This is a genomic window from Haloarcula sp. H-GB5, from assembly GCF_054850705.1.
Genome location: NZ_JBTWBG010000002.1, coordinates 163,884 through 185,595 on the forward strand (window position 1 = coordinate 163,884; position 21,712 = coordinate 185,595).

The 21,712-nt window shown below is 62.3% G+C and carries 21 protein-coding genes; 14 read left to right on the forward strand and 7 right to left on the reverse strand.

Annotated elements, in window-relative coordinates; all coding sequences use genetic code 11:
• Window positions 1–28: 28 nt before the first annotated feature.
• The 3 genes from ACYJ11_RS08760 to ACYJ11_RS08770 form a co-directional block, all read right to left on the reverse strand.
• Complete coding sequence (locus ACYJ11_RS08760; RefSeq protein WP_461647509.1) at window positions 29–979, reverse strand: electron transfer flavoprotein subunit alpha/FixB family protein; 951 nt, start codon at window positions 977–979, stop codon at window positions 29–31.
• On the reverse strand, window positions 979–1,770 hold the full coding sequence (locus tag ACYJ11_RS08765) for an electron transfer flavoprotein subunit beta/FixA family protein (protein ID WP_188851984.1): 792 nt from the start codon (window positions 1,768–1,770) through the stop codon (window positions 979–981). The genes ACYJ11_RS08760 and ACYJ11_RS08765 overlap by 1 nt, the downstream gene beginning before the upstream one ends.
• Window positions 1,771–1,855: 85 nt before the next feature.
• On the reverse strand, window positions 1,856–2,950 hold the full coding sequence (locus tag ACYJ11_RS08770) for a helix-turn-helix transcriptional regulator (RefSeq protein WP_461647510.1): 1,095 nt from the start codon (window positions 2,948–2,950) through the stop codon (window positions 1,856–1,858).
• Window positions 2,951–3,104: 154 nt separating this feature from the next.
• Here ACYJ11_RS08770 and ACYJ11_RS08775 point away from each other — a divergent pair, with 154 nt between their 5' ends.
• Window positions 3,105–4,337, forward strand: a complete 1,233-nt coding sequence (locus tag ACYJ11_RS08775; RefSeq protein ID WP_188851983.1) for a DUF7096 domain-containing protein — start codon at window positions 3,105–3,107, stop codon at window positions 4,335–4,337.
• Window positions 4,338–4,521: 184 nt separating this feature from the next.
• On the opposite strand, the gene ACYJ11_RS08780 is transcribed toward ACYJ11_RS08775, so the two are convergent.
• Window positions 4,522–5,142 carry a methyltransferase domain-containing protein gene (locus ACYJ11_RS08780; RefSeq protein ID WP_461647511.1) on the reverse strand — a complete coding sequence of 207 codons (621 nt, stop codon included), beginning with the start codon at window positions 5,140–5,142 and terminating at the stop codon, window positions 4,522–4,524.
• A gap of 115 nt (window positions 5,143–5,257) precedes the next feature.
• Between ACYJ11_RS08780 and ahaH the strand changes: the two genes are divergently transcribed.
• From ahaH to ACYJ11_RS08835, 11 genes are all read left to right on the forward strand, one after another.
• Window positions 5,258–5,590 (forward strand): ATP synthase archaeal subunit H, encoded by a 333-nt coding sequence (gene ahaH, locus ACYJ11_RS08785; RefSeq protein ID WP_005536224.1) that lies wholly within the window; start codon window positions 5,258–5,260, stop codon window positions 5,588–5,590.
• Window positions 5,577–7,805: a V-type ATP synthase subunit I gene (locus ACYJ11_RS08790; RefSeq protein WP_461647512.1), complete on the forward strand. Its 2,229-nt coding sequence runs from the start codon at window positions 5,577–5,579 to the stop codon at window positions 7,803–7,805. The genes ahaH and ACYJ11_RS08790 overlap by 14 nt, the downstream gene beginning before the upstream one ends.
• A gap of 218 nt (window positions 7,806–8,023) precedes the next feature.
• Window positions 8,024–8,284: a F0F1 ATP synthase subunit C gene (locus ACYJ11_RS08795; RefSeq protein ID WP_004518385.1), complete on the forward strand. Its 261-nt coding sequence runs from the start codon at window positions 8,024–8,026 to the stop codon at window positions 8,282–8,284.
• A 22-nt stretch (window positions 8,285–8,306) separates the two neighbouring features.
• Complete coding sequence (locus tag ACYJ11_RS08800; RefSeq protein WP_005536220.1) at window positions 8,307–8,891, forward strand: V-type ATP synthase subunit E; 585 nt, start codon at window positions 8,307–8,309, stop codon at window positions 8,889–8,891.
• On the forward strand, window positions 8,888–9,961 hold the full coding sequence (locus tag ACYJ11_RS08805; RefSeq protein ID WP_170097609.1) for a V-type ATP synthase subunit C: 1,074 nt from the start codon (window positions 8,888–8,890) through the stop codon (window positions 9,959–9,961). The genes ACYJ11_RS08800 and ACYJ11_RS08805 overlap by 4 nt, the downstream gene beginning before the upstream one ends.
• A complete protein-coding gene (locus tag ACYJ11_RS08810; protein ID WP_004593990.1) occupies window positions 9,958–10,281 on the forward strand; it encodes a V-type ATP synthase subunit F in 324 nt (107 codons plus the stop codon). The genes ACYJ11_RS08805 and ACYJ11_RS08810 overlap by 4 nt, the downstream gene beginning before the upstream one ends.
• Before the next feature lie 2 nt (window positions 10,282–10,283).
• Complete coding sequence (locus ACYJ11_RS08815) at window positions 10,284–12,044, forward strand: ATP synthase subunit A (RefSeq protein WP_004964538.1); 1,761 nt, start codon at window positions 10,284–10,286, stop codon at window positions 12,042–12,044.
• Between the two features lie 2 nt (window positions 12,045–12,046).
• Entirely contained in the window at window positions 12,047–13,468 is a 1,422-nt protein-coding gene (locus tag ACYJ11_RS08820) for an ATP synthase subunit B (RefSeq protein ID WP_005536214.1), read from the forward strand.
• Between the two features lie 93 nt (window positions 13,469–13,561).
• Window positions 13,562–14,314 (forward strand): cruxrhodopsin Cop3, encoded by a 753-nt coding sequence (gene cop3 / locus ACYJ11_RS08825; RefSeq protein ID WP_170097607.1) that lies wholly within the window; start codon window positions 13,562–13,564, stop codon window positions 14,312–14,314.
• Between the two features lie 111 nt (window positions 14,315–14,425).
• Complete coding sequence (locus ACYJ11_RS08830) at window positions 14,426–15,118, forward strand: V-type ATP synthase subunit D (RefSeq protein WP_421642814.1); 693 nt, start codon at window positions 14,426–14,428, stop codon at window positions 15,116–15,118.
• A 54-nt stretch (window positions 15,119–15,172) separates the two neighbouring features.
• Entirely contained in the window at window positions 15,173–15,565 is a 393-nt protein-coding gene (locus tag ACYJ11_RS08835; protein ID WP_461647513.1) for a DUF6276 family protein, read from the forward strand.
• Between the two features lie 119 nt (window positions 15,566–15,684).
• Here the strand turns inward: ACYJ11_RS08835 and prf1 are convergent, their stop codons facing one another.
• Window positions 15,685–16,941 (reverse strand): peptide chain release factor aRF-1, encoded by a 1,257-nt coding sequence (gene prf1 / locus ACYJ11_RS08840; protein WP_188977633.1) that lies wholly within the window; start codon window positions 16,939–16,941, stop codon window positions 15,685–15,687.
• A gap of 434 nt (window positions 16,942–17,375) precedes the next feature.
• Between prf1 and ACYJ11_RS08845 the strand changes: the two genes are divergently transcribed.
• Window positions 17,376–18,194 (forward strand): MinD/ParA family ATP-binding protein, encoded by an 819-nt coding sequence (locus ACYJ11_RS08845; RefSeq protein WP_170097603.1) that lies wholly within the window; start codon window positions 17,376–17,378, stop codon window positions 18,192–18,194.
• A gap of 53 nt (window positions 18,195–18,247) precedes the next feature.
• Here the strand turns inward: ACYJ11_RS08845 and ACYJ11_RS08850 are convergent, their stop codons facing one another.
• A complete protein-coding gene (locus ACYJ11_RS08850) occupies window positions 18,248–18,946 on the reverse strand; it encodes a helix-turn-helix domain-containing protein (RefSeq protein WP_461647514.1) in 699 nt (232 codons plus the stop codon).
• 132 nt (window positions 18,947–19,078) lie between these two features.
• Here ACYJ11_RS08850 and ACYJ11_RS08855 point away from each other — a divergent pair, with 132 nt between their 5' ends.
• On the forward strand, window positions 19,079–19,870 hold the full coding sequence (locus ACYJ11_RS08855; RefSeq protein ID WP_461647515.1) for an alpha/beta fold hydrolase: 792 nt from the start codon (window positions 19,079–19,081) through the stop codon (window positions 19,868–19,870).
• A gap of 65 nt (window positions 19,871–19,935) precedes the next feature.
• Here ACYJ11_RS08855 and argS read toward each other — a convergent pair whose 3' ends face one another.
• Window positions 19,936–21,675, reverse strand: coding sequence for an arginine--tRNA ligase (gene argS / locus ACYJ11_RS08860; RefSeq protein WP_461647516.1), 1,740 nt, complete (start codon window positions 21,673–21,675; stop codon window positions 19,936–19,938).
• Between the last annotated feature and the right edge of the window lie 37 nt (window positions 21,676–21,712).

A 21,712-nucleotide genomic window follows, 5' to 3' on the forward strand; every position in this document is an offset into this window, starting at 1 on the left:
TTGTCACCCGCGATTCAGTGTGTGGTGGCTACTGGAACTGCTCGGTGAGTGCCGGGACGACCTCGAACAGGTCGTCCTGAATGCCGTAGTCGGCGATATCGAAGATCGGCGCGTTCGGGTCGGTGTTGATGGCAACAATCGTATCCGAGCCCTTCATCCCGGCGACGTGCTGGACGGCCCCGGAGATGCCGATGGCGATGTACACGTCCGGTGTGACGACCTTGCCGCTCTGGCCGACCTGGCGGTCCTTCGCAAGCCAGCCGTTGTCGATAAGCGGTCGGGAACCCGACACCGTCGCGTCCAGCGCATCAGCGAGGTCGTGGATGATATCCAGGTTCTCCTCCTCCTCGATCCCGCGGCCGACGGACACCAGCACGTCGGCGTCAGTGATGTCGATGTCGCCACCGCCGACCTCTTCGAAGCCCTTCACGGTGGACTTGACGGCGCTCTCGTCGATGGTCGCGTCGAATGCCTCGATTGCGGCGTCACCGCCTGCTTCGACTGTCGGCCACTCGGCCGGGCGGATGGTCACGGCCGCTTGGTCGGCGTGGACATCGATTGTCGTTTCGACCTTCGAGCCGTACAGCTCTCTGGTAGCGGTGAGCCCGTCCTCGGCGCCGATGTCGACCACGTCGGTCACGAGCGGTCGGTCCAGCCGGTTAGCGACTGCCGGCGCGTAATCGAGACCGTTGACGCTGTTTGGCAGCAGGAGGACGGTCGGGTCCAGCTCCGTGGCCAGCTGGGTGACGACCTGCGTGTACACGTCGTGGTTGAATTCCTCGCCGATATCGACGGTGTGAACGGTATCAACGCCCTCCCGGTTCAGGTCTGCCCCGAACGCCTCGACATCACCGCCGATGACGGCGGTGTGTAGCTCGCCACCGAGTTCGTCGGCGAGTTCGCGACCGGCTGCTAGCTGTTCCAGGCTCACCGGTCGGAGCTCCCCGCGCCGGTGCTCGGCGATAGCGAGGACCGACATTAGCTGGTCACCCCCTTCTCCGCGAGCAGTTCAGCCAACTCGGTCGCCGTCTCCTCGGGACTCCCTTCGAACACCGTCGCCTCACCTTCGGTTTCAGGCTCGTACAGCGATGTCTGTTCCAGCGGGCTTTCAATCCCGGCCGCGTCGAGGCCGATATCCGCTAGGCTGTACTCTGCGAGCTCCTTGCTCTGGGCCTGCCGGATGCCTCGAAGACTCGCATAGCGGGGGTCGTTGATCCCGGTCTGTATCGTCAGTACGGCAGGGATCTCGATGTCGGTGAGTTCCTCGACGCCGCCTTCCAGTTCCCGATGGACACTGGCGACACCTGCCTCCAGATCGAGGTCGAGGTTGTTGACGACAGCGCCCCACTCCATGTCGAGCTTATCGGCCAGCGTGACGCCGGTCGCCCCGAACCCATCGTCGGCGGACTGGACGCCGGTCAGCACCAGATCGGGGTCTTCCTCTGCAGCGACGGCGGCCAGTACCTCTGCCTTCGTCTCGGGGTCTAGCAGGCCAGCATCGTCGAGTGCGTCGTCCCAGACACGGATGGCGCGGTCGGCCCCCTTCGCCAGCGCTTGCCGGATCGTTTCGTCCGTCTCGGACGGACCGATAGTGGCGGTAACGACCTCGACGTCGTCGTGAGCCTCCTTTATTTGGACGGCCGCTTCGACAGCGTACTCGTCCCACTCGTTGAGGTCGGCTGTGACGTACCGATCGTCGATAGCGAGTCCGTCGATCTCGAACTCATCGTCGACGGCTGCCACCTCCTTCACCGTGACAAGGATTTTCATGCTGAGACGTCCGACCGGACAGCGAATAAACGTTTTCGAACCAGAAACCACGCCCGGCTCGTTTACAGTCAAATGATCTGGACAGTTACTCGTCGAAGTCGGTGATATCCTCGTCCGGGAACGAAATGAGGTTCTCCCGACCGATGCGGAGCTTGTCGATGCGACCCTCCTCGTCCATCGCTGAGAGCAACTGCGACACCTTCGCGTTCGACCAGCCGGTCTCGGAGACGATACGGGCCTGCTTCATCCGACCGCCGTTTTCTTCGAGGAGCCGCTCGACGCGTTCCTCGTCGCTCAGTAGCTCGACGTCGACGTCGTCCGCGGCTGCGGTGTCGCTCACTGGGGCTGCCGTCCCGGCACTGTCGTCCCCGTCGTCGGTCCCGGCTGCGACTGATGGCAGCGCGTCAGTGTATCCAGTCTTGAACATGTAACCGACGGCCCCGACGAGCAGAAGCATTAGTACGGCCCCGCCGATCAAGGTCGAGTCGACGCCGCTGAACATCGACTCCGGGCTTTCTGTTGGTGTCTGGGTGGTCGGTTGTTCGCCAGTGTACACGACGGACAGGTACCCCGGCTCGAACGTCCGTCGCCCCTCGAAAACCAGCTTTCCGTCGTCGACGGCGCTCGGGGCGCTTTCCACCCCGTATTCTGGCGGTGGCGAGATAACGAGTCGTTGGTCCGCAGTTAGCGTCCCGAACCACGTACCGTCTGTGGAATTGAACGCGTCTCTGACGACGATGTTTTCACCGGTGACAACTGCGAAGTTCGTCCATGTGAACTCGAGTATCAGTTGACCCTTTCGGTCTGACACCTCGTACCGACGGTCGACATCGGTAATCTCCATCCCGCGACCGGTAACCGTACTGGCCTCGTTTTTTGCCTCCCGGAACGCTGGCAGCCACTCTGCCCTGTTGCCTCCCTCCGCGAACTGCTCACCGATGTTTCTAAACGACTCAGTATCGTTCTCCTCAAGTGCGTAGGTGTCTGTTATCGTCCACTTGGCGTCGCCGTTCGATTGAATCTGGAGAGCGAACGTCGTATTCTCCGCGACCGGTGCCGGCGTCCCGGTCGTCTGCTGGGCGTGAGGAGTATCAATCGCCGCCGCTGTCGCATGCGGTGGGGTCGCCAACAGGGCAAACAGGACGAGGAGGAGGAGGGCACCTGATACCCGCGGGGTCATTCTCGTTCATCGATGAACGTTCTGGGGGCAAAACCCTTTCCATCCGAGAATAAAACGTCAGCGGGCGCTTTGAAAGGTCTAGTGTCCTCTCAGACGATTATTGAGGCATGGAGAATGGGGGGATTTTTGTACGGTGGGTGAGTATTTACGGCTGATGCGTCCCCTCCCTGCAGTCGGTGTGATCCTCCTTATGCTCGTCTCCGTGGCTGCCCCGGTGACTGGGTTCGCCTCGCCGACCCAGACCGCTGACGGCAGCGACCAGTTACCACAGATCACGGCCGTCGCAAATACGACGAACCACCTCGCTATCCCGGCCAGCGACGTCAGGTCGACGACGTACAACCGGTCATCGATCGATGTGGGCGTCGCGGTTGCAGCCGGCTCTAGTGATCTTCGGAGCGATTACGCGACGACGACCTTCGAACAGCAGTTCTTCCAGCGGGACAGCGAGACCGCTCGCGACCGGCTTGTTGACGAGACGTTGACCGATATCGAACGCCAACGAACGAGTCTGGAACGACGGAATCAGGCCGCAATCCAGCAATACGCCAGCGGTACGATAACCGCCACGGAGTTCCTGCGACAACGGGCACTGATCGACGCTGAGTCCCGACAACTGACCGACCGTCTTGAACGGGTTCGGACGGCCGCTGGCACTGCACCGGACTACTCGCTGTCACCGAACCAGCGCTTCCGGCTGGAAAACAACAGGGGCGTACTCAAGACGTACCGCGGTCCGATAAGCCAGCGTATCAGTGTCGAAACTGCCGGTGAAACTGAGCCGAACGCGGTGTACGTCGAGGTGTCCTCGGAAGGCTATATGCTGTCGACGGTCTCAGACGGCCAGTACGCGCGTGAGACGTATCTCGGACAGGACCGCGAACAGACGGCAATCGACCAGTTCGCCCGGACCAACGACTCCCTCGGTGCGGTCAACACGCGGGCGGAGAACCTCTACCCGTGGCTCTACAGCGAGCAGTACCCGTCCGTTCAGGCATACGGTCGGAGTGCGATCTACCAGATTCAGGCTGACCACTCGAACGGACAACTGACTGCGTATCTCGACGGTGGCACGACGAACGTCTTCTACGAGACCCAGCACCTCAAACTGACGACGGTCGACCGGTCGGAAGTCGCGACGAACGTGAACCAGTCAGTTCGCGTCCGGGTCCAGCAGTCCTTCGAGTCTGGGCCGCTGCTCGTAACAGTCGCCGACAACAGTACGGGATCCAGGGTGGATGCGACTGTCAGAATAAACGGTAAACGGATCGGGACGACTGTTACAGACGGCTCCCTCTGGACTGTCGAACCCCGTGGGGAGTACACGGTTACCGCAACCACACAGGACGGAGACCGAGTACGGGTTCCCGTCAGTGGGTCGGCGTAGCACGGAAAAAGAGCGGTTCTATAGTCGCTGTTACTCTGGTTCTTCTGCAATTGTTGTAATCGCCCGGCGACTCCCTGGTCGGGACTACCAAACACCTTTTTCGGGTTCGGGTGACCTTTGGTCACCACTCACCGCAAAAACGTGGGCGAAAAAGCGGCCACTCGCTTCGCTCGTGACCGAAGGATTACTCAGGCACTTCTGCAATCGTCGTAATCGCACGCGGACTGCCCGGTCGGGACTGTTGAATGTGATGTTCGAACTTCTCGAACCCGGCCTCGGTAAACATCCGGTCGGCCTCCTCCTCGTCGTAAAACAGCATGATGGCGTCGGCCATTTTCTGGAAGATAGTCGAGTTCGGGTAGTCGGGGCCGACGATGAGGACCTTGCCACCGGGTTTGGTCAGTCGGCGGCACTCCGCGAGCGCGTCGACGGGGTTGGGCCAGTACTCGATTGACCCCGAGGACCACACCGCGTCGAAGCTGTTGTCCTTGAACGGGAGCCGTTCGGCGTCACCGAGGTGGTAGCGTACGTCGCCGAACTTACCGAACTTCTCGAAAGCTTTCGAGAGCTGGTGGGGGCTCTGATCGAGCCCGTACACCGTATCGACGTGTTCGAGCAGTCCCTCGGTAGCGAAGCCGGTGCCACAGCCGACATCGAGGACCCTGTCGTCGGGCGAAAGGTCGAGCATCGCAATCGCCTCGTCGCGCATCCGTTCGTCCCAGATGAAGGGGTTGATCTGGTCGTACACCTTCGAGAGATACTTGTAGAACGTCCGCGCGCGGGCCTTGTTCTCGAGGACACCCATTACTGCCAGCTTAGGACTTGGCGGTCATAATTCCCCGGATTTCAGCCGATGTATCACACGGGGAAACTTCGCAACTACCAAATAGCCGCTCTGGCAACGCTCACATGATTAGAGAATGCCACGGCCAGAAGTTCTTGACAGGATACAGGAGGCCGAGCAGGAGGCCGACGAGATCGTCGAAGAGGCCGAACAAGACCGCGAAGACCGCATCGCGGAAGCTCGCGAGGAGGCCGAGGAGATACGCGAATCCGCGCGCGAAGAGGCAGAGGCGGCCGCCGAGGATCGTCTCGAAGCGGCTCGCGAAGAGATCGAGGCCGAACGCGAGCAGATCATCGAAGACGGTGAGACCGCTCGCGACGACCTCGAACAGCAGGCCAGTGAACAGATCGACGAGGTAGTCGAATACGTCACAGACCTGTTCGAGGAGGCGGTGCATGCTCAGACCTGAGAAGATGTGCCGCGTCTCGGTGACGGGGTCGAAACGCGCGATGGAGCAGACTATTGAGGCCGTCCACGACCTCGATATGCTCCACGTCACCGAGTATGATGGCTCCTGGGACGGATTCGAACCGGGCAACTCGCTTGCCGGAACCAACGAGGTTTCTGACAAGCTCGTCACGGTTCGCTCGCTACAGTCCATTCTGGACGTCAGTGAGGAAGACGCTGGCCCGACCCGAGTTGTCACCGACGAGGCGATCGAGGAGCAACTCGATGAGGTTCGGACGGCAGTCAACGAACTCGACGACCGGCGCGACGAGGTCCGTGACGAACTCCGGGCCGTCGAGGACCAGATCAACACGATGGCGCCGTTCGTCGCACTCGGCATCGATCTCGACCTGCTCCGTGGCTACGACTCGCTGTCAGTCGTCGTCGGCGAGGGTGACAGCGACGAGATCGAGGCCGTTCTCGCGGACAGCGACATCGAGACGTTCGAGCTGTTCACTGAGGACGGCGTCGTTGCCGTGTTCGCACAGGCTGACGAAGACGCCCTGCAGGACGCACTGGTTGGGGCGACGTTCTCCCGGCTCGAAGTGCCGGAGGGCGACGGCGACCCGACATCATATCTCGAAGAGCTGGAACACGAGAAACAACAGCTCGAATCGAAGCTCTCGACTGTTGAGGACGAACTCAACGAACTCCGCCTCGACCACGCCGGGTTCCTGCTCGCCGCCGAGGAGAAACTGGCTATCGAGGCCCAGAAGGGCGAAGCGCCACTCACCTTCGCGACGACGGAAAACGCCTTCATCGCCGAGGGCTGGATTCCGAACGAGCGCTACGAGGCGTTCGAGCGGGCCCTTTCGAGTGCTGTCGGCGACGCCGTCGACATCGACCGAATCGAGATTGCCGAGTACGACAGCGAGGGCCACGCGGAGTCCCACGAAGAAGTCGAGCGCGAGGGCGGCAACGGCGGCGAACCCGTCGGCAGTTCCGTCGACGCTCCTGAGCCGGAGAGCGAGAGCCAACCGCAGGAAACCGTCGCTGACGGCGGCGTCATCACCATGGGTGACGACGCACCGCCCGTCATTCAGGACAACCCGAGCGGTGTCCGACCCTTCGAGGACCTCGTCGAGGTCGTCAACCGACCGAAGTACGGCGAGTTCGACCCGACAGTCGCCTTCTTCCTGACGTTCCCGGCCTTCTTCGGGTTCATGATCGGCGACCTCGGTTACGGGCTGTTGTACCTGGCGCTGGGCTATGGGCTGTACTCGAAGGTCGACAGTGACGTGCTGAAGAGCCTCGGTGGCGTCGGTATGTGGGCTGGTGGGTTCACCGCGCTGTTCGGCGTGCTGTACGGCGAAGTCTTCGGGCTCCACCAGCTCGGTGAAATCGTCTGGGGCGGTCACCCACCGATGCACAAGGGTCTCCAGCCGTCCTACTCCGGCTACGCGCTGGCCTGGCTGACGATGAGCCTGCTCGCCGGGACGGTTCACCTCGCTGCGGGTTGGATCTTTGATTTCATCGAGAACCTGAGTCACGGCCTCTGGGACGCGATCACCGAGAGCGGGTCCTGGCTGCTGATGCTATTCGGCCTCTGGGCGTGGGTGTTCTCCGGCGCGAACGGCGCAGCGCCTGACTTCCTCTACACCGCCGAGGCAGGCGTCTTCGCCGGGAACCCGTATGCGTGGGGCTTCACGGGACTGCCAGCGATAAACCTCTTCACGATTCCGGGACTGGGCGCGCCGTTCTCGGCGTGGCTCGTCCTCTTCTTCGCTGGTCTCGTCCTGCTGGCGCTTGCCGACCCTATCGAGGTCGTCGAGTTCCTCAACGTGCTGGTGAACGTCCTGTCGTACACGCGACTGGCCGCCGTGTTGCTGGCCAAGGCAGGGATGGCTTTCGTTGTCAACCTGCTGTTCTTCGGAGCCTACTCACACCACGGTGAGTTCCATTTCCTCATCGGGCACGGGCCTGAATGGGCAATCTCCGAATACGGCGCAGAAGCGATCATGTTCCCCGGGCTCATCCACTCCGGGATCGCCGCCGCGCTGGTCGGGGTCCTCATCCTCGTGATCGGTCACCTGCTCGTGCTGGTGCTCGGTATCACCAGTGCCGGACTGCAGGGCGTCCGACTCGAGTACGTGGAGTTCTTCGGCAAGTTCTTCGAAGGTGGCGGGAAGCGGTACAACCCGTTCGGCTACGAACGCAACTACACGACTGAGGACTGATCGCGCGCTTCCTTTCTCTTCGGGCTAATCGTCGTTGTTTACTGCCTGTTTCGCCAATTGCACCGCGGGTGTCGACTGATACACGCTCACAACCGACTACAGCTGAGCCCCTAAACCGCCCGAACAGCACGCTGACGAACCGTTTTGGGAAGCTTTATGAACTACGTGGATTCACATACGCCTGTTCGGACACGAGCAATTCCAGAGACTACACATCCATGATCGAAACCATCGCACTCCTTGTCAACGCAGTACTGCAGGAAGGTACCGCCAGTGCTCCAGCTATTCCGGCTTCAGCCGGCGCAGCGCTCGCAGTCGGACTCGCCGCGCTCGGTTCGGGTTATGCGGAACGTGGGATCGGGGCCGCCGCCGTCGGCGCAATCGCAGAAGACGAGAGCATGTTCGGCCGCGGACTCATCCTGACAGTCCTGCCGGAAACGCTCGTCATTCTCGCGCTTGTCGTCGTCTTCGTCGTCTAACAACACTCCGTCTTTTCCAATAATGAGCCTTCAAACAGTCGTAGAGGACATCCGCGACGAGGCCCGCGCGCGTGCTCAGGAGATTAGCGACGCGGCCGACGAACGTGCCGAGGAGATTATCGCCGACGCCGAGGCTGACGCCGAGCAGATCCACGAGGAACGCGAAGCCGAGGTCGAGCGGACCATCGAGCAAGAGCGGGAGCAGCGACTCTCCTCCGCGAAGCTCGAGGCCAAACAGGCTCGACTTAACGCCCGGCGAGACATCCTCGAAGACGTTCACGGCGACGTCGAGGACGCGCTTGCGGCCCTCGAAGGGGACCGACGAGAGGAACTGACACGCGCACTGCTTGACGCCGCCGTCGATGAATTCGACGACAGCGACGAGCTATCGGTGTATGGCCGTGCGTCGGACCAGTCGCTTCTCGAGGATGTACTCGATGACTACGACGGCGCGACGTACGCCGGTGAGCGGGACTGCCTCGGTGGCGTCGTCGTCGAGAGCAGCGAGTCACGAGTCCGTGTGAACAACACGTTCGATTCCATTCTTGAGGACGTCTGGGAGGACAATCTGAAAGCAATCAGCGACCGCCTGTTCGAAGACCAATGAGTTCGCGAACGGGAACGAGCGGCCAGGGAAGCAACTACGAGTACGTCATCGCACGGGTTCGTGCCCGCAGCGCATCCCTGTTCGACGATGACGACTACCGGAAGCTGGTCCGCATGGGGACGGGCGAAATCGCCCGCTTCATGGAGGAAACCGAGTACGAGACCGAGATGAACGCGCTCGGCTCCCGGTACGACGGCGTCGACCTCGTCGAGTACGCGCTGAACCGCAATCTCGCGAAACACTTCGACGACCTGCTTCGCTGGTCCGAAGGGGCGCTGTACGACTACATCGCCCGTTACCTGCGGAAGTTCGACGTGTGGAACGTCAAAACTGTCATCCGCGGGCTCTACTCGGACGCGGAGCGGACCGAGGTCGAGGACGATCTCATCAGGGCCGGCGAGTTCAGCGACCGCCGTATCGAGGACCTGTTGAACGCCGGTTCTATCGAGGAGGTCGTCGAGCAACTCGACGACACCATCTTCGGCGAGTCGCTAGCCGAAGCGTTCGACGTGTACGAGGAAAGCGGCGTTCTCGTGCCGCTGGAGAACGCGCTCGACCGCGCCTTCTACGAAACACTGCTGTCCGGATTGCCGGACAACCCGGAGATTGACAGCCCGACCGGGCTGTACGTCGAGTTCCTGGAGACGGAAGTCGACTTCCGCAACCTCCGGAACGCACTCCGGCTGGCCCGCAGTGGCGCGGACATCGACCCCTCGGAGTACTTCATCGAGGGCGGCCAGTTGTTCGACGAACAGGAGGTCGCGCAGTTGTCGACGAACCTCGATCAGCTGGTCAGCGCCGTTCGCGAAAGCAAGTACGGCGAGGACCTCGATCAGGCGCTGTCGGCGCTTGAGGAGGCCGACAACCTCATCGACTTCGAGCGGGCGCTGGACGCAGCGCTGCTCGAATATGCCGACCGGCTCTCGAACCGCTACCCGCTGTCGGTCTGTCCGGTGTTGTCCTACGTCCTGAAAAAGGAACGTGAGGTCGACAACATCCGGGCCATCGCCCGCGGTCGCGAGGCCGGCCTCGGCCCCGACGAGATCGAACAGGAGCTGGTGATACTATGAGCCAGGAGATCGCTGTCATCGGAAGCCCGGAGTTCACGACGGGCTTTCGGCTAGCTGGCGTCCGCAAGTTCGCGGACGTGCCTTCCGACGAGAAAGACGAGCAGCTCGACGACGCCGTCGAGGAGATGCTCAACGACGACGACGTCGGCATCGTCGTGATGCACGACGACGACCTGTCGCATCTCTCACGCGGTGTCAGGCAGGACGCGGAGACGAGTGTCGAGCCGGTGATGGTCACGCTCGGCGGCGGCACTGGGAGCGGCGGACTGCGTGAACAGATCAAGCGAGCCATCGGTATCGACCTGATGGACGAGGACTAACCATGAGTCAAGCAACAGACACAGACGTCCGCGAGGACGGCATTATCGAAAGCGTCTCGGGACCGGTCGTAACGGCTCGGGACCTCGACGCCCGGATGAACGACGTCGTTTACGTCGGCTCGGAAGGGCTGATGGGCGAGGTCATCGAGATCGAAGGAAACATCACCACGATTCAGGTGTACGAGGAGACCTCCGGTGTCTCCCCCGGCGAACCCGTCGAAGGGACGGGCTCGCCCCTCTCCGTGGACCTCGGGCCGGGTATGCTCGACGCCATTTACGATGGTGTCCAGCGCCCGCTCGATGTGCTCGAAGAGAAGATGGGGTCGGCGTTCCTCGACCGCGGTGTCGACGCGCCGGGCATCGACCTGGAGAAGACCTGGGAGTTCACCCCTGAAGTCGAGGAAGGCGACGAGGTCGAGGCCGGCGACATCGTCGGCACCGTCCCCGAAACGCCGAGTATCGACCACAAGGTGATGGTCCCGCCCGACTCCGAGGGTGGCGAGGTCGTCGCCATCGAATCGGGCAACTTCAACGTCGAAGAGACCGTCGTCGAACTGGACAACGGCGAAGAAATCCAGATGCACCAGGAGTGGCCGGTGCGCCAGCAGCGGCCGACCGTCGAGAAAGAGACGCCGACGGAACCGCTCATTTCAGGCCAGCGCGTGCTCGACGGCCTGTTCCCGATTGCGAAGGGCGGAACGGCCGCCATTCCTGGTCCGTTCGGGTCCGGGAAGACGGTCACGCAGCACCAGCTCGCCAAGTGGGCTGACGCGGACATCGTCGTCTACGTCGGCTGTGGCGAGCGTGGCAACGAGATGACTGAGGTCATCGAGGACTTCCCGGAACTCGAGGACCCGACCACCGGCAACGCGCTGATGGACCGGACCTGTCTCATTGCGAACACGTCCAACATGCCTGTTGCGGCGCGTGAATCTTGCGTGTACACGGGCATCACCATCGCGGAGTACTTCCGCGACATGGGGTACGACGTGGCGCTGATGGCCGACTCCACCTCCCGGTGGGCCGAGGCCATGCGTGAGATTTCGTCCCGACTCGAAGAGATGCCGGGCGAGGAGGGGTACCCCGCGTACCTCTCCGCTCGCCTGAGCGAGTTCTACGAACGTGCCGGGTACTTCGAGAACATCAACGGCACCGAGGGCTCCGTCTCAGTCATCGGGGCCGTCTCGCCGCCGGGCGGGGACTTCTCCGAGCCGGTCACCCAGAACACGCTGCGTATCGTCAAGACGTTCTGGGCGCTGGACGCGGATCTAGCCGAACGCCGGCACTTCCCCTCTATCAACTGGAACGAGTCGTACTCGCTATATCGCGACCAGCTCGACCCGTGGTTCGAGGACAACGTCCGGGCCGACTGGCCGGAGACGCGCCAGTGGGCTATCGACACGCTGGACGAGGAAGCGGAACTGCAGGAGATTGTCCAGCTCGTCGGGAAGGACGCGCTGCCGGAGGACCAGCAGCTGACACTCGAGATCGCCCGCTACCTGCGCGAGGCGTGGCTTCAGCAGAACGCCTTCCACGACGTGGACACGTTCTGTGAGCCCGAGAAGACCTACCGCATCATGGACGCCGCCAAGACGTACAACGATGCGGCCTTCGAGGCGCTGGATGCCGGTGTCCCCGTCGAGGAGATCACCGACATCGACGCCGCGCCGCGGCTCAACCGTATCGGCGTGCAGGAAGACTACAACGAGTACATCGACGACCTCGAAGACGACATCGAGTCTCAACTGCGGGAGCTGTACTAACAATGAAAGAGTATCAGACAATCACGGAGATCAGCGGACCGCTGGTGTTCGTCGAGACCGACGAACCGGTCGGCTACGACGACATCGTCGAAATCGAGCTCAGCGACGGCGAGACCCGCCGTGGCCAGGTGCTCGAATCCGCGAGCGACTACGTCGCCATTCAGGTGTTCGAGGGCACCGAAGGTATCGACCGCGATGCCTCGGTTCGCTTCCTCGGCGAGACGATGAAGATGCCCGTCACTGAGGACCTCCTCGGACGGGTCATGGACGGGACCGGCCAGCCGATCGACGGCGGCCCGGAAATCGTCCCCGACGAACGCCGTGACATCGTCGGTGAGGCAATCAACCCGTTCTCCCGGGAGTACCCTGAGGAGTTCATCCAGACGGGCGTCTCGGCCATCGACGGCATGAACACGCTCGTCCGCGGGCAGAAGCTGCCGATCTTCTCCGCCTCCGGCCTGCCACACAACGATCTGGCGCTCCAGATCGCGCGACAGGCGACGGTGCCGGAAGAGGAGGAGGAAGGCGACGACGACGAAGGGTCAGAGTTCGCCGTCATCTTCGGCGCAATGGGTATCACGGCCGAAGAGGCAAACGAGTTCATGGACGACTTCGAGCGCACCGGCGCGCTGGAACGCTCCGTCGTCTTCATGAACCTCGCAGACGACCCGGCCGTCGAGCGGACGATTACGCCGCGGCTGGCGCTGACCACTGCCGAGTACCTCGCCTTCGAGAAGGACTACCACGTGCTGGTCATCCTGACGGACATGACCAACTACTGTGAGGCACTGCGCGAGATTGGTGCCGCGCGTGAGGAGGTCCCGGGTCGGCGTGGGTACCCCGGATACATGTACACTGACCTGGCACAGCTCTACGAGCGTGCCGGTCGGATCGAGGGCCGCGAGGGCTCCGTGACCCAGCTCCCGATCCTGACGATGCCGGGCGACGACGACACGCACCCGATTCCGGACCTGACCGGGTACATTACTGAGGGCCAGATCTACATCGACCGCGACCTCAACAGCCAGGGCATCCAGCCGCCGATCAACGTCCTGCCCAGCCTGTCGCGGCTGATGGACGACGGTATCGGCGAGGGCCTGACCCGCGCCGACCACGCCGACGTGAAAGACCAGATCTTCGCCGCGTACGCGGAAGGTGAAGACCTGCGTGACCTCGTGAACATTGTCGGCCGCGAGGCGCTGTCGGAACTGGACAACAAGTATCTGGACTTCGCTGACCGCTTCGAGGAGGAGTTCGTCGATCAGGGGACCGACACAGCCCGCAGCATCGACGAGACGCTCGAACTCGGCTGGGACCTGCTCTCGATGCTCCCGAAAGATGCGCTGAACCGCATCGACGAGGACCTCATCGAGGAGCACTACCGCGAGGACGAGACCGCCGAAACCGTCGAAGCCGAAGCCTGACAACGGCCCTATATCTCACGGCCGCTCGCAATTTTTACCATATATTTTGGGTATGCGACTGTTTAGCGTTGCCCTCCTACACTAGAACGCACTATGCCAGAACCAGGGAGTGAAGCGATATGGCTGTGGTTAGGTACAGCGGGCATGTTCCTCGGCATGCTCTACTTCATCGCGCGCGGCTGGGGTGAGACCGACAGTAGGCGTCAAAAGTTCTACATCGCGACAATACTCATCACGGCAATCGCGTTCGTGAATTACCTCGCGATGGCGCTTGGCTTCGGGTTGACGATCGTCGAGTTCGCCGGCGAGGAGCACCCCATCTACTGGGCCCGATACAGTGACTGGTTGTTCACGACGCCGTTACTGTTGTACGACCTCGGGTTACTTGCCGGGGCAGATCGTAACACTATCACCTCGCTCGTCAGCCTCGACGTGCTGATGATCGGGACCGGGCTGGTCGCGACGCTAAGCGCAGGAAGCGGTGTGCTGTCGGCCGGTGCGGAACGGCTGGTCTGGTGGGGCATCAGTACCGCCTTCCTGCTGGTCCTGCTGTACTTCCTGTTCAGCTCGCTGTCCGGTCGGGTCGCAGACTTGCCCAGTGACACGCGTAGCACCTTCAAGACGCTACGAAACCTCGTGACCGTCGTGTGGTTGGTGTACCCGGTGTGGTGGCTCATCGGGACCGAGGGGATCGGCCTTGTCGGGATCGGTATCGAGACGGCCGGCTTCATGGTCATCGACCTGACCGCCAAGGTCGGCTTCGGTATCATCCTGCTCCGGAGCCACGGCGTGCTTGACGGCGCGGCCGAGTCGACCGGTGCCGGCGCGACGGCCACGGCCGACTAACAACCGACTGCCGTTCGACGACCCCGTTTTTTGCTGCCAGCCCGATAGCGGCGGTGCGCGGACCGTAATAACTGAAAACCGTTAACTGCCTACGTCGAAAAGAGACCCGTAATGGCTAAGGACGTCAAACCCACGCGCAAGAATCTGATGCAGATCGAGGACCGCATTGAGCTGTCCGAGCGTGGGCACGACACGCTGGAGAAGAAGCGTGACGGCCTCATCATGGAGTTCATGGACATTCTGGACCAGGCGCAGGACGTCCGTGAGGACCTCGACGATTCCTACGATCGGGCCCAGCGCGCGATCAATATGGCCCGGGCGATGGAGGGTGACGTGGCCGTCCGTGGGGCCGCCGCAGCACTGAAAGAACACCCCGAACTGACGACCCAGTCCAAGAACATCATGGGTGTCGTCGTCCCACAGATCGAGTCCAGTAAGGTCCGGAAATCGCTGGACGAGCGTGGGTACGGTGTCATGGGGACTTCGGCCCGCATCGACGAGGCTGCCGAGGCCTACGAAGAACTCCTCGAAAACATCATCCTCGCCGCCGAAGTCGAAACAGCGATGAAGAAGATGCTCGAGGAGATCGAGACCACGAAGCGCCGTGTCAACGCCCTCGAATTCAAACTCCTGCCCGATCTCTACGACAATCAGGAGTACATCGAGCAGAAACTCGAAGAGCAGGAGCGCGAAGAGATCTTCCGCATGAAGAAGATCAAAGCCAAGAAGGAAGAAGAAGAGGACGCGCTCGCAGCCGAAGAGGAAGCAGAAGAAGAGCCTGAAGCGGTCACTGCTGACGACTGAACAGGGGGCCGTCCTGACCGGTATCGTTTTTGCGCTTTCCCGTTCCTGTTGAGTATGGCCTGTCCCGACTGCGGTGGCGACCTCGTTTCGTTCCCAGTCCCGTCTGACCTCCAGCAATATCTCCCCGGAGACGCACCGGGGGCCAGCGTTTGCCGGTCCTGTCTGGCGCTTCACCCGGAGACGGAGCCGCCCACTGATGTCCCGGACTTCACGGATCTTGACGGGGCGATTCCCGATGCCGACGGCACGGCGGTCCCGCTGCTGTTACTCGTCGGGTTGCTCGATTCGCTTGCGATGCACCGCGACGAGATCACTGCGCTGCTGGAGCGAATCGAGCGCGAGGGCGTCGACCCACTCTTGGCCTTGGACCGACTCGACGCCAGCTACGGCGAGGTGGCCCACGTCGACCTCGGCCGTCGCCGTCGGCAACTCGAACAGTTGCTGTGAATCGGCAGCCCAATCACTTCTTGAATTGCAGTAGAGGGAATTGACTGAACGTACTTCGGTGGTAATGATCGTGACGCCGCCTTCGTCGAAGACGTACCAGAAGTAAGAGAACGGGCGCGTTAGACGCCGGTCGAGTAGCGCAGCAGGCCAGCGACGCCGCCGAACGCGGTCAGTAGCTGTTCGCCTTTTTCGAAGTCAGTCGAGATGAACACCGTCTCGGTGCCCCGCTGGTCGGCCAGTTCCATCAGGTGGTCGATGGCGTCTTCGCGCTCACCATCCTCGGCGTCGACGGTGGCCCCACAGCGGGAGCACTCGTGGTCGTCGGTCCCGGCGCTACTGTTGATGAGTTCGTACTCGTCGTGGCCGTTCTCGCAGGTGTAGGCGACCACGTCTTTCCGGAGGTCTTCGGAGATGAGCAGCTGTTCGACCGCGCCCATGTTGAGGTTCTGGCGCGTCTGGTCGAACCCGTAGGTGGCCTTGTCACCGTTGTGGAGCTGCTTGAAGAAGTCCTCCATGAGCTCCTTGTCCCGGAGCATCTCGTGTTCGGCCAGCACGTCGTCGGCCGCGTCTACGAGGTCGTACAGCCCTGACTCGTCGGTGTAGGCCACGTCGAACTTCCCCAGCACCATGTCCTGTAGCTCGTGGTGGAGGTAGTCGCCGTCGAGGAACTCGTCTTTCGTCGGTGAGGGGCCGCCGACGAGGATGCCGTCCAGTTCGTGACGGTCGGCGACGAACAGGTCGTTGGCCATCCCCGCGACCTCCTGATAGAAGTTGTCGATGGCTTCCAGCCGGAGGCGGGCGAAACGCTGGGCGGACTGGCCACCTTTCCGCTGTTTGCCCGGGACCAGTGAGGAGGCGGACTTGACGGGTTCGACGCGCTTGCCCTTCAGCCAGCCGACGTTGGCCTCGCGCCGGTCGAGCACGATGAGGCCGAACAGGCCTTTGTCGGCCAGCATGTGCTCTAGTGGCTCGGTGAGGAACTCCGAGTCACAGTGATAGCGGAACGATTCGATGGGGTCCGGCGGGGATTCGAGGACCTTCGTCACCATGTCGGTCCGGCCGCCGCCGGTGTCGAACGCGCCCGAGAACACGACCAGTCCGTTGTCGGGTGGCCGGACGTCGTAGTATCGGAGTCGGTCCTTGATAGAAGTGAGTGCGTCCTGCACCGCTGTCCGCGTGTCCTTCGACTTGATGTTCGAAGCCTCTGAGTGCTCTTGCGTGACGTGAGCGACGACGTCGCTGATCAGCTTGTCCTCGGGGATGTAGATAGAGACGAGTTGGGTGCCCGAACCCTGGTACCCCTTGAGTTCCTCGATGACCTTCCGGAACTCGTATTTCTGCTTGTCAGATTGTTCCTGTTCCTGCTGCTCGCTCATTACTCTATGTTGGCCGAGGTGGCGTAAGAACCTGTTGACAGGGAGCGAAGGGCGTGCGAGCAGCGAGGGGCGCGAACGAAGTGAGCGGTCCTCGTGTCGGAACGGCGACCGACGGGAGCCGTGGAGGAAGTGAGAAGCGCGGCCTTCGGATGAGACGAGCGGGGGAGGGACGACCCGTGAGTAGCGAAGGGCGCGAACAAAGTGAGCGGTCCTCGTGCCGGAACGGCGACCGATGGGAGCTGTGTGAAAAGCAGCGAAACGAAGCGTCCCAGCACAACCGGGAGAGGAGGTAGAGCGGTCGATATTGCAGACGTACCCTTCTGTTGATCTGGGTGGCCGTACCCGACTCATCTGGGGGGAGCAGTCACGTAGCGGTTCGACAAATGACAGTCGCATTTATATGACTGCCTGCATTGTACCCAAGCAATCAGACTATGGCGGGGTATGTGTGTACGATTGCGGGCGGCAAGGGCGGCGTCGGAAAGACGACGACCGCGGTCAATCTCGGAGCCGTCCTGCAGGAGATGGACTACGATGTGGCTGTCGTCGACGCCGATCTGGGGATGGCGAATCTCGGCTCGATGCTCTCCGTGGAGCCCGAAAAGAGCCTCCACGAGATTCTGGCTGGCGAGGCTGCCGTGAGTGAGGCCCTGACTGATGCACCGGGCGGGCTCACGGTAATTCCGGGCGAACAGTCGCTGGAGGCGTTCGCGGACGCTGACCCCGCAAAGCTTCGGAAAGTAATCAAGACGCTCCGAAATGCCTACGACGTGGTGCTGATAGACACCGGGGCCGGACTGAGCCACGAAGTCGCCGTGCCGCTCGGGCTGGCCGATGGAATCGTCCTCGTCACGACTCCCGATGACGTTGCGGTGGGTGATACGGTCAAAACAGCCCAGCTAGCGAACCGTATCGATGGGACCGTTCTCGGCGCGATCATCAACCGTGCGACCCGCCACACTGACGTCGCGTCCATCGCCGAGCAGATGGAGTTCCCGCTGCTTGCGGTCATCCCGGACGACCCGCAAGCGACGACCGAGGAACCGCTCGTGCTCAACGCCCCCGAGAGCACGGCTGCAGACGCCTATCAGCGGCTGACCGAGGCGCTTGAGGGTGTGTTCTTCCACGGCGAGAGTCCCGAAGTGGACATGGAGACGATACTCGACGACGAGTGGTTCCGTGACGATACCGAGGACCACTCCGATGTCGACGACGACGAGGACTCAGGCGGCGTGTTCGGGCTCTTTAACTGACCTCTCCGCGCCCGCTTGCTGTTCCGGTCTCAGCCCGCTTCTCCGCCGGCGTTTCACTGTTTCTGGGTTTCCGGAAGCGGCGGCCACAGCGTTGCGACCGTTTCCTGAATGAGCTGGGTCTGTGCCCGGCGCAGTCGCTCGGAGAGCGACGACGCAGCGATGTCCAGTTCCTTTGCCACGGCGTCCAGTGATGCACGTCGCGGGATTTCGAAATACCCCATTTCGTACGCCGTCCGTAGCGCTTCGAGTTGTCGGTCGGTGAGCCCGTTCCCGGGCGGCTTCGGCTCCGCATCCCGGGTCAGTCGCTCCAGGCTGAACTCAGCGTTCTGTTGCCAGAACGAGGAAAACTCGGTGAACGCCGTTCGGTCGGCGAACCAGCCCATTTGCTCCCACCCGTCAGCAGTCACGGTTATCTGTTCGATGATGGCGTCTGCCGTAGCAAGTGCTTCGAGTCCGTCCAGGTCGTCGATTTGGTCGCCGAGTTGCTCCTCGAAACTCAGTGCCGGCACTGCCTGATATCGTCGAGTGTCGCCGGCCGTCCCGATGCGCGTCCACTCCTGCACGTCGTAGGCGTTAGTGAGTGCCCGCTCGACAGCCTGCCTGGAACCGCCGGTCACGGTTACAATGAACAGCGGACGACGGCAGTGGTTGTACTGGAGGGAAAGGGTAATCGACGTCTCTGGGACCGTCTCTGCAACCGACACGAGCGGCAACGCATCGCAGTATATCTGAAACTCTGCAATGAGCCCCATACGAACTCGCTCTACGTCGATGCTGAAGCACCTATCGGAACAGTGTGTCTGCCCCTGCTACACCCGCTCGTTTTAAACGGCCCAATCACTGAGAGAACGGCTTAGCCCGACGGCACTCGACCGTGTTGTTGTATGCAGCCAACACAACCGACAGACGAGATCGAAGTCGAATTCGAGCGCTACAGTGACGGCCAGCCACTCGTTCTCTTGCACGGTGGGATGGCCCCTACGGAGTACTGGGGACCGGTCGTACCGGCGTTCGAGGGATACGGCGCTGTCGTTCCCCAGCGGCCGGGGTTCGGTACCTGTCTCGACTCCGCCACGGAAACGAGCGCCGACGAGGTACTGGACCGCGAAGTCAAGTACGTTCAGGCGCTTGTCGACGCTGTCGACGGAGACCCGATCCTGTTTGGCCACTCCTACGGCGCACTCACTGCTATCGAGGCCGCGACGGCTACGTCAGTTGAGGCGGTCATCGCGTACGAACCGGCGGTGCTCCCCGGTGACTACCGGGCCGACGCCGATCTCGCCGACCGAATGGCGTCGCTCATTCAGGACGGAAAGCGAGAGGAAGCAGTGAAACGCTACATCGAACAGGTTCTCCACCCCGACGGTATCGAGGACCTCGACGCCTGGCTTGCGGAGTGGCCCGTCTGGCCAGATTGTGTCGCCCTCGCCGAGGAGGTCGTCCGGATGAACCGCTCTGTCGAACAGTACCGGCTCCCGGACCGTCTCGATGTCGACGCACCCACTCTCGTTCTCTCCGGAACCGACGGGCCGGATTTCCTCCGGCGGAGTGCGCGAAACATGCACGACGCACTGCCACGGAGCCGATTCGTCGAGTTCGACGGCGTCAGCCACAGCGGTCCCGGCGAGGCACCCGATCTGATCGCAGCTGAAGTCGACGCGTTCCTCGAAAAATAGCTCGGTCAGCCGGACTGATTCGCCGCTTATCGCTTCTCACATCGGATATTCGACGTGGGCCGGACCTACATCGAGGTCGGCGCTTCAACGCCCAGCGCGTCCAGCGCGTTCGCAATCGCCGTTCGGGTCCCGTCGACGAGCGCGAGCCGCGCGGCGCGGGTTTCTGGGTCGGCATCGAGTACCGGACACTCCCGGTAGAAGGCGTTGAACGTCTCGGCGAGGTCGCGGGTGTAGGTGGCGACGGTGTGGGGCGTCAGGTCGTCCGCGGCTGCCTCGATGACGGCGGGGAACCGAGCCAGTTCGCGAAGCAGATCGCGTTCTTCCGGCTCCGACAGCGGGTCGAGATCCGGCTCGTCGGGGATGTCGGTCTCCACGTCGCCCAAAATGCCACAGCACCGCGCGTGGACGTACTGCACGTAGGGCGCGGACTGGGCCTCGAAGTCCAGCGCACGGTCCCATTCGAAGGTGATGCCCTTGGTCGGCTGTTTCGAGACGATGTCGTAGCGCACCGCGCCGATACCGACCTGACGAGCGATCCGGTCGATGTCGTCCTCGTCGAGGTCGCCGCGGGTCCGGTCGTCGAGTCTCGACTCGACCTCTTCGCGTGCGCGGTCAACGGCTTCATCGAGCAGGTCGTCGAGGTCGATACCGGTTCCCTCGCGGGTGCTCATCCCGCCTTCCGGGAGGTTCACCCAGGAGTAAAACACCTGCCGGAGCTGGTCAGTATCGTTGTCGAGCAGTTCGAGCGCCGCCGAGAGTTGGTCGGCCTGGAGCTTGTGGTCTTCGCCAAGCACCGTGACGGCACGGTCGTAGGTGTCGAACTTCCACTCGTGGTGGGCTAGATCCCGAGTGGTGTACAGCGACGTGCCGTCGGAGCGCAGGAATACGAGGTTCTTCTCGAAGTCGGGCAGGTCAAGCTGCCAGGCGTCTTCCTCGTAGACGGCGCAATCGAGCGCTTTCAGGCGGTCGACCAGGTCGTCCGTGTCGCCGTTGCGCATGAACTGGGTTTCCTTGACGAACTCGTCGAACTCCGCCGGGAGGCGACCGAGTGTGTTCTGCATCCCGCCCAGCACGGTGTCGACCACCTCGGAGACTCGATCGTAGGTCTCTTCGTTGCCATCTTCGAGGCCCTGCAGAATCGACTGTATCTCGGTCTCTGCTTCCTCGACCTCCTCGGGGTCGCCGTCTTCGAGGACGGTGTTGCCCTTGCGGTAGTACCGGACCATCTCGTACTCCGGGGACTCCCGTTCGGGTTCGGGCAGGTCGTCTTCGCCGAAGGTCTCGTAGGCCCAGGTGAACACCGCTATCTGCCGGCCTGCGTCGTTGACGTAGTAGTGGCGGTCGACGTCGTAACCGGCGTAGTCGAGGACGCGAGCGACGGCATCGCCGATGATAGGGTTGCGCGCTCGCCCGACGTGGACCGGGCCGGTCGGATTCGCGGACGTGTGCTCGACGACGACGCTGGTGTCGCGGTCGGGAAGCCGCCCGAACTCGCTCTCTGTGACCGACTGCAGAGTTTCAGCGAAGTACGCTTCACTCGGGAGGAAATTGACGTACGGCCCCTGTGTCGTCACGTCGCTGACGTAGGTGAGGTCGTCGGCGTCGATCGTGTCGGCGATGTCGCCGGCGACGTTTGGCGGCGCAGTACCGACCTCGCCGGCCAGCCGGAAGGCGACGCTCGACGCCAGCACGGCGTCAACGTCCTCCGGTGGCTCCTCAATACCGAGGTCCTCGGCCGGTAGGTCGAGGGTTGTGAGTGCGTCGGCGAGGGCGTCCTCGACCTCCGCACGGAGCTGCAGGAACATACGCCCGGCTTTCGCGGCGGGGAGTAAATGGGTAACG

Excerpts from the sequence above, each read along its gene's own strand:
- ACYJ11_RS08765 (WP_188851984.1), bottom strand. The coding sequence starts at position 1,770 with ATGAAAATCCTTGTCACGGTGAAGGAGGTGGCAGCCGTCGACGATGAG.
- ACYJ11_RS08790 (WP_461647512.1), top strand. The coding sequence starts at position 5,577 with ATGCTCAGACCTGAGAAGATGTGCCGCGTCTCGGTGACGGGGTCGAAA.
- ACYJ11_RS08770 (WP_461647510.1), bottom strand. The coding sequence starts at position 2,950 with ATGACCCCGCGGGTATCAGGTGCCCTCCTCCTCCTCGTCCTGTTTGCC.
- prf1 (WP_188977633.1), bottom strand. The coding sequence starts at position 16,941 with ATGAGCGAGCAGCAGGAACAGGAACAATCTGACAAGCAGAAATACGAG.
- ACYJ11_RS08855 (WP_461647515.1), top strand. The coding sequence starts at position 19,079 with ATGCAGCCAACACAACCGACAGACGAGATCGAAGTCGAATTCGAGCGC.
- ACYJ11_RS08820 (WP_005536214.1), top strand. The coding sequence starts at position 12,047 with ATGAAAGAGTATCAGACAATCACGGAGATCAGCGGACCGCTGGTGTTC.
- ACYJ11_RS08835 (WP_461647513.1), top strand. The coding sequence starts at position 15,173 with ATGGCCTGTCCCGACTGCGGTGGCGACCTCGTTTCGTTCCCAGTCCCG.
- ACYJ11_RS08850 (WP_461647514.1), bottom strand. The coding sequence starts at position 18,946 with ATGGGGCTCATTGCAGAGTTTCAGATATACTGCGATGCGTTGCCGCTC.
- ACYJ11_RS08760 (WP_461647509.1), bottom strand. The coding sequence starts at position 979 with ATGTCGGTCCTCGCTATCGCCGAGCACCGGCGCGGGGAGCTCCGACCG.
- ACYJ11_RS08845 (WP_170097603.1), top strand. The coding sequence starts at position 17,376 with ATGGCGGGGTATGTGTGTACGATTGCGGGCGGCAAGGGCGGCGTCGGA.
- ACYJ11_RS08830 (WP_421642814.1), top strand. The coding sequence starts at position 14,426 with ATGGCTAAGGACGTCAAACCCACGCGCAAGAATCTGATGCAGATCGAG.
- argS (WP_461647516.1), bottom strand. The coding sequence starts at position 21,675 with ATGTTCCTGCAGCTCCGTGCGGAGGTCGAGGACGCCCTCGCCGACGCA.
- ACYJ11_RS08780 (WP_461647511.1), bottom strand. The coding sequence starts at position 5,142 with ATGGGTGTCCTCGAGAACAAGGCCCGCGCGCGGACGTTCTACAAGTAT.
- ahaH (WP_005536224.1), top strand. The coding sequence starts at position 5,258 with ATGCCACGGCCAGAAGTTCTTGACAGGATACAGGAGGCCGAGCAGGAG.
- cop3 (WP_170097607.1), top strand. The coding sequence starts at position 13,562 with ATGCCAGAACCAGGGAGTGAAGCGATATGGCTGTGGTTAGGTACAGCG.
- ACYJ11_RS08815 (WP_004964538.1), top strand. The coding sequence starts at position 10,284 with ATGAGTCAAGCAACAGACACAGACGTCCGCGAGGACGGCATTATCGAA.
- ACYJ11_RS08775 (WP_188851983.1), top strand. The coding sequence starts at position 3,105 with ATGCGTCCCCTCCCTGCAGTCGGTGTGATCCTCCTTATGCTCGTCTCC.
- ACYJ11_RS08800 (WP_005536220.1), top strand. The coding sequence starts at position 8,307 with ATGAGCCTTCAAACAGTCGTAGAGGACATCCGCGACGAGGCCCGCGCG.
- ACYJ11_RS08805 (WP_170097609.1), top strand. The coding sequence starts at position 8,888 with ATGAGTTCGCGAACGGGAACGAGCGGCCAGGGAAGCAACTACGAGTAC.
- ACYJ11_RS08810 (WP_004593990.1), top strand. The coding sequence starts at position 9,958 with ATGAGCCAGGAGATCGCTGTCATCGGAAGCCCGGAGTTCACGACGGGC.
- ACYJ11_RS08795 (WP_004518385.1), top strand. The coding sequence starts at position 8,024 with ATGATCGAAACCATCGCACTCCTTGTCAACGCAGTACTGCAGGAAGGT.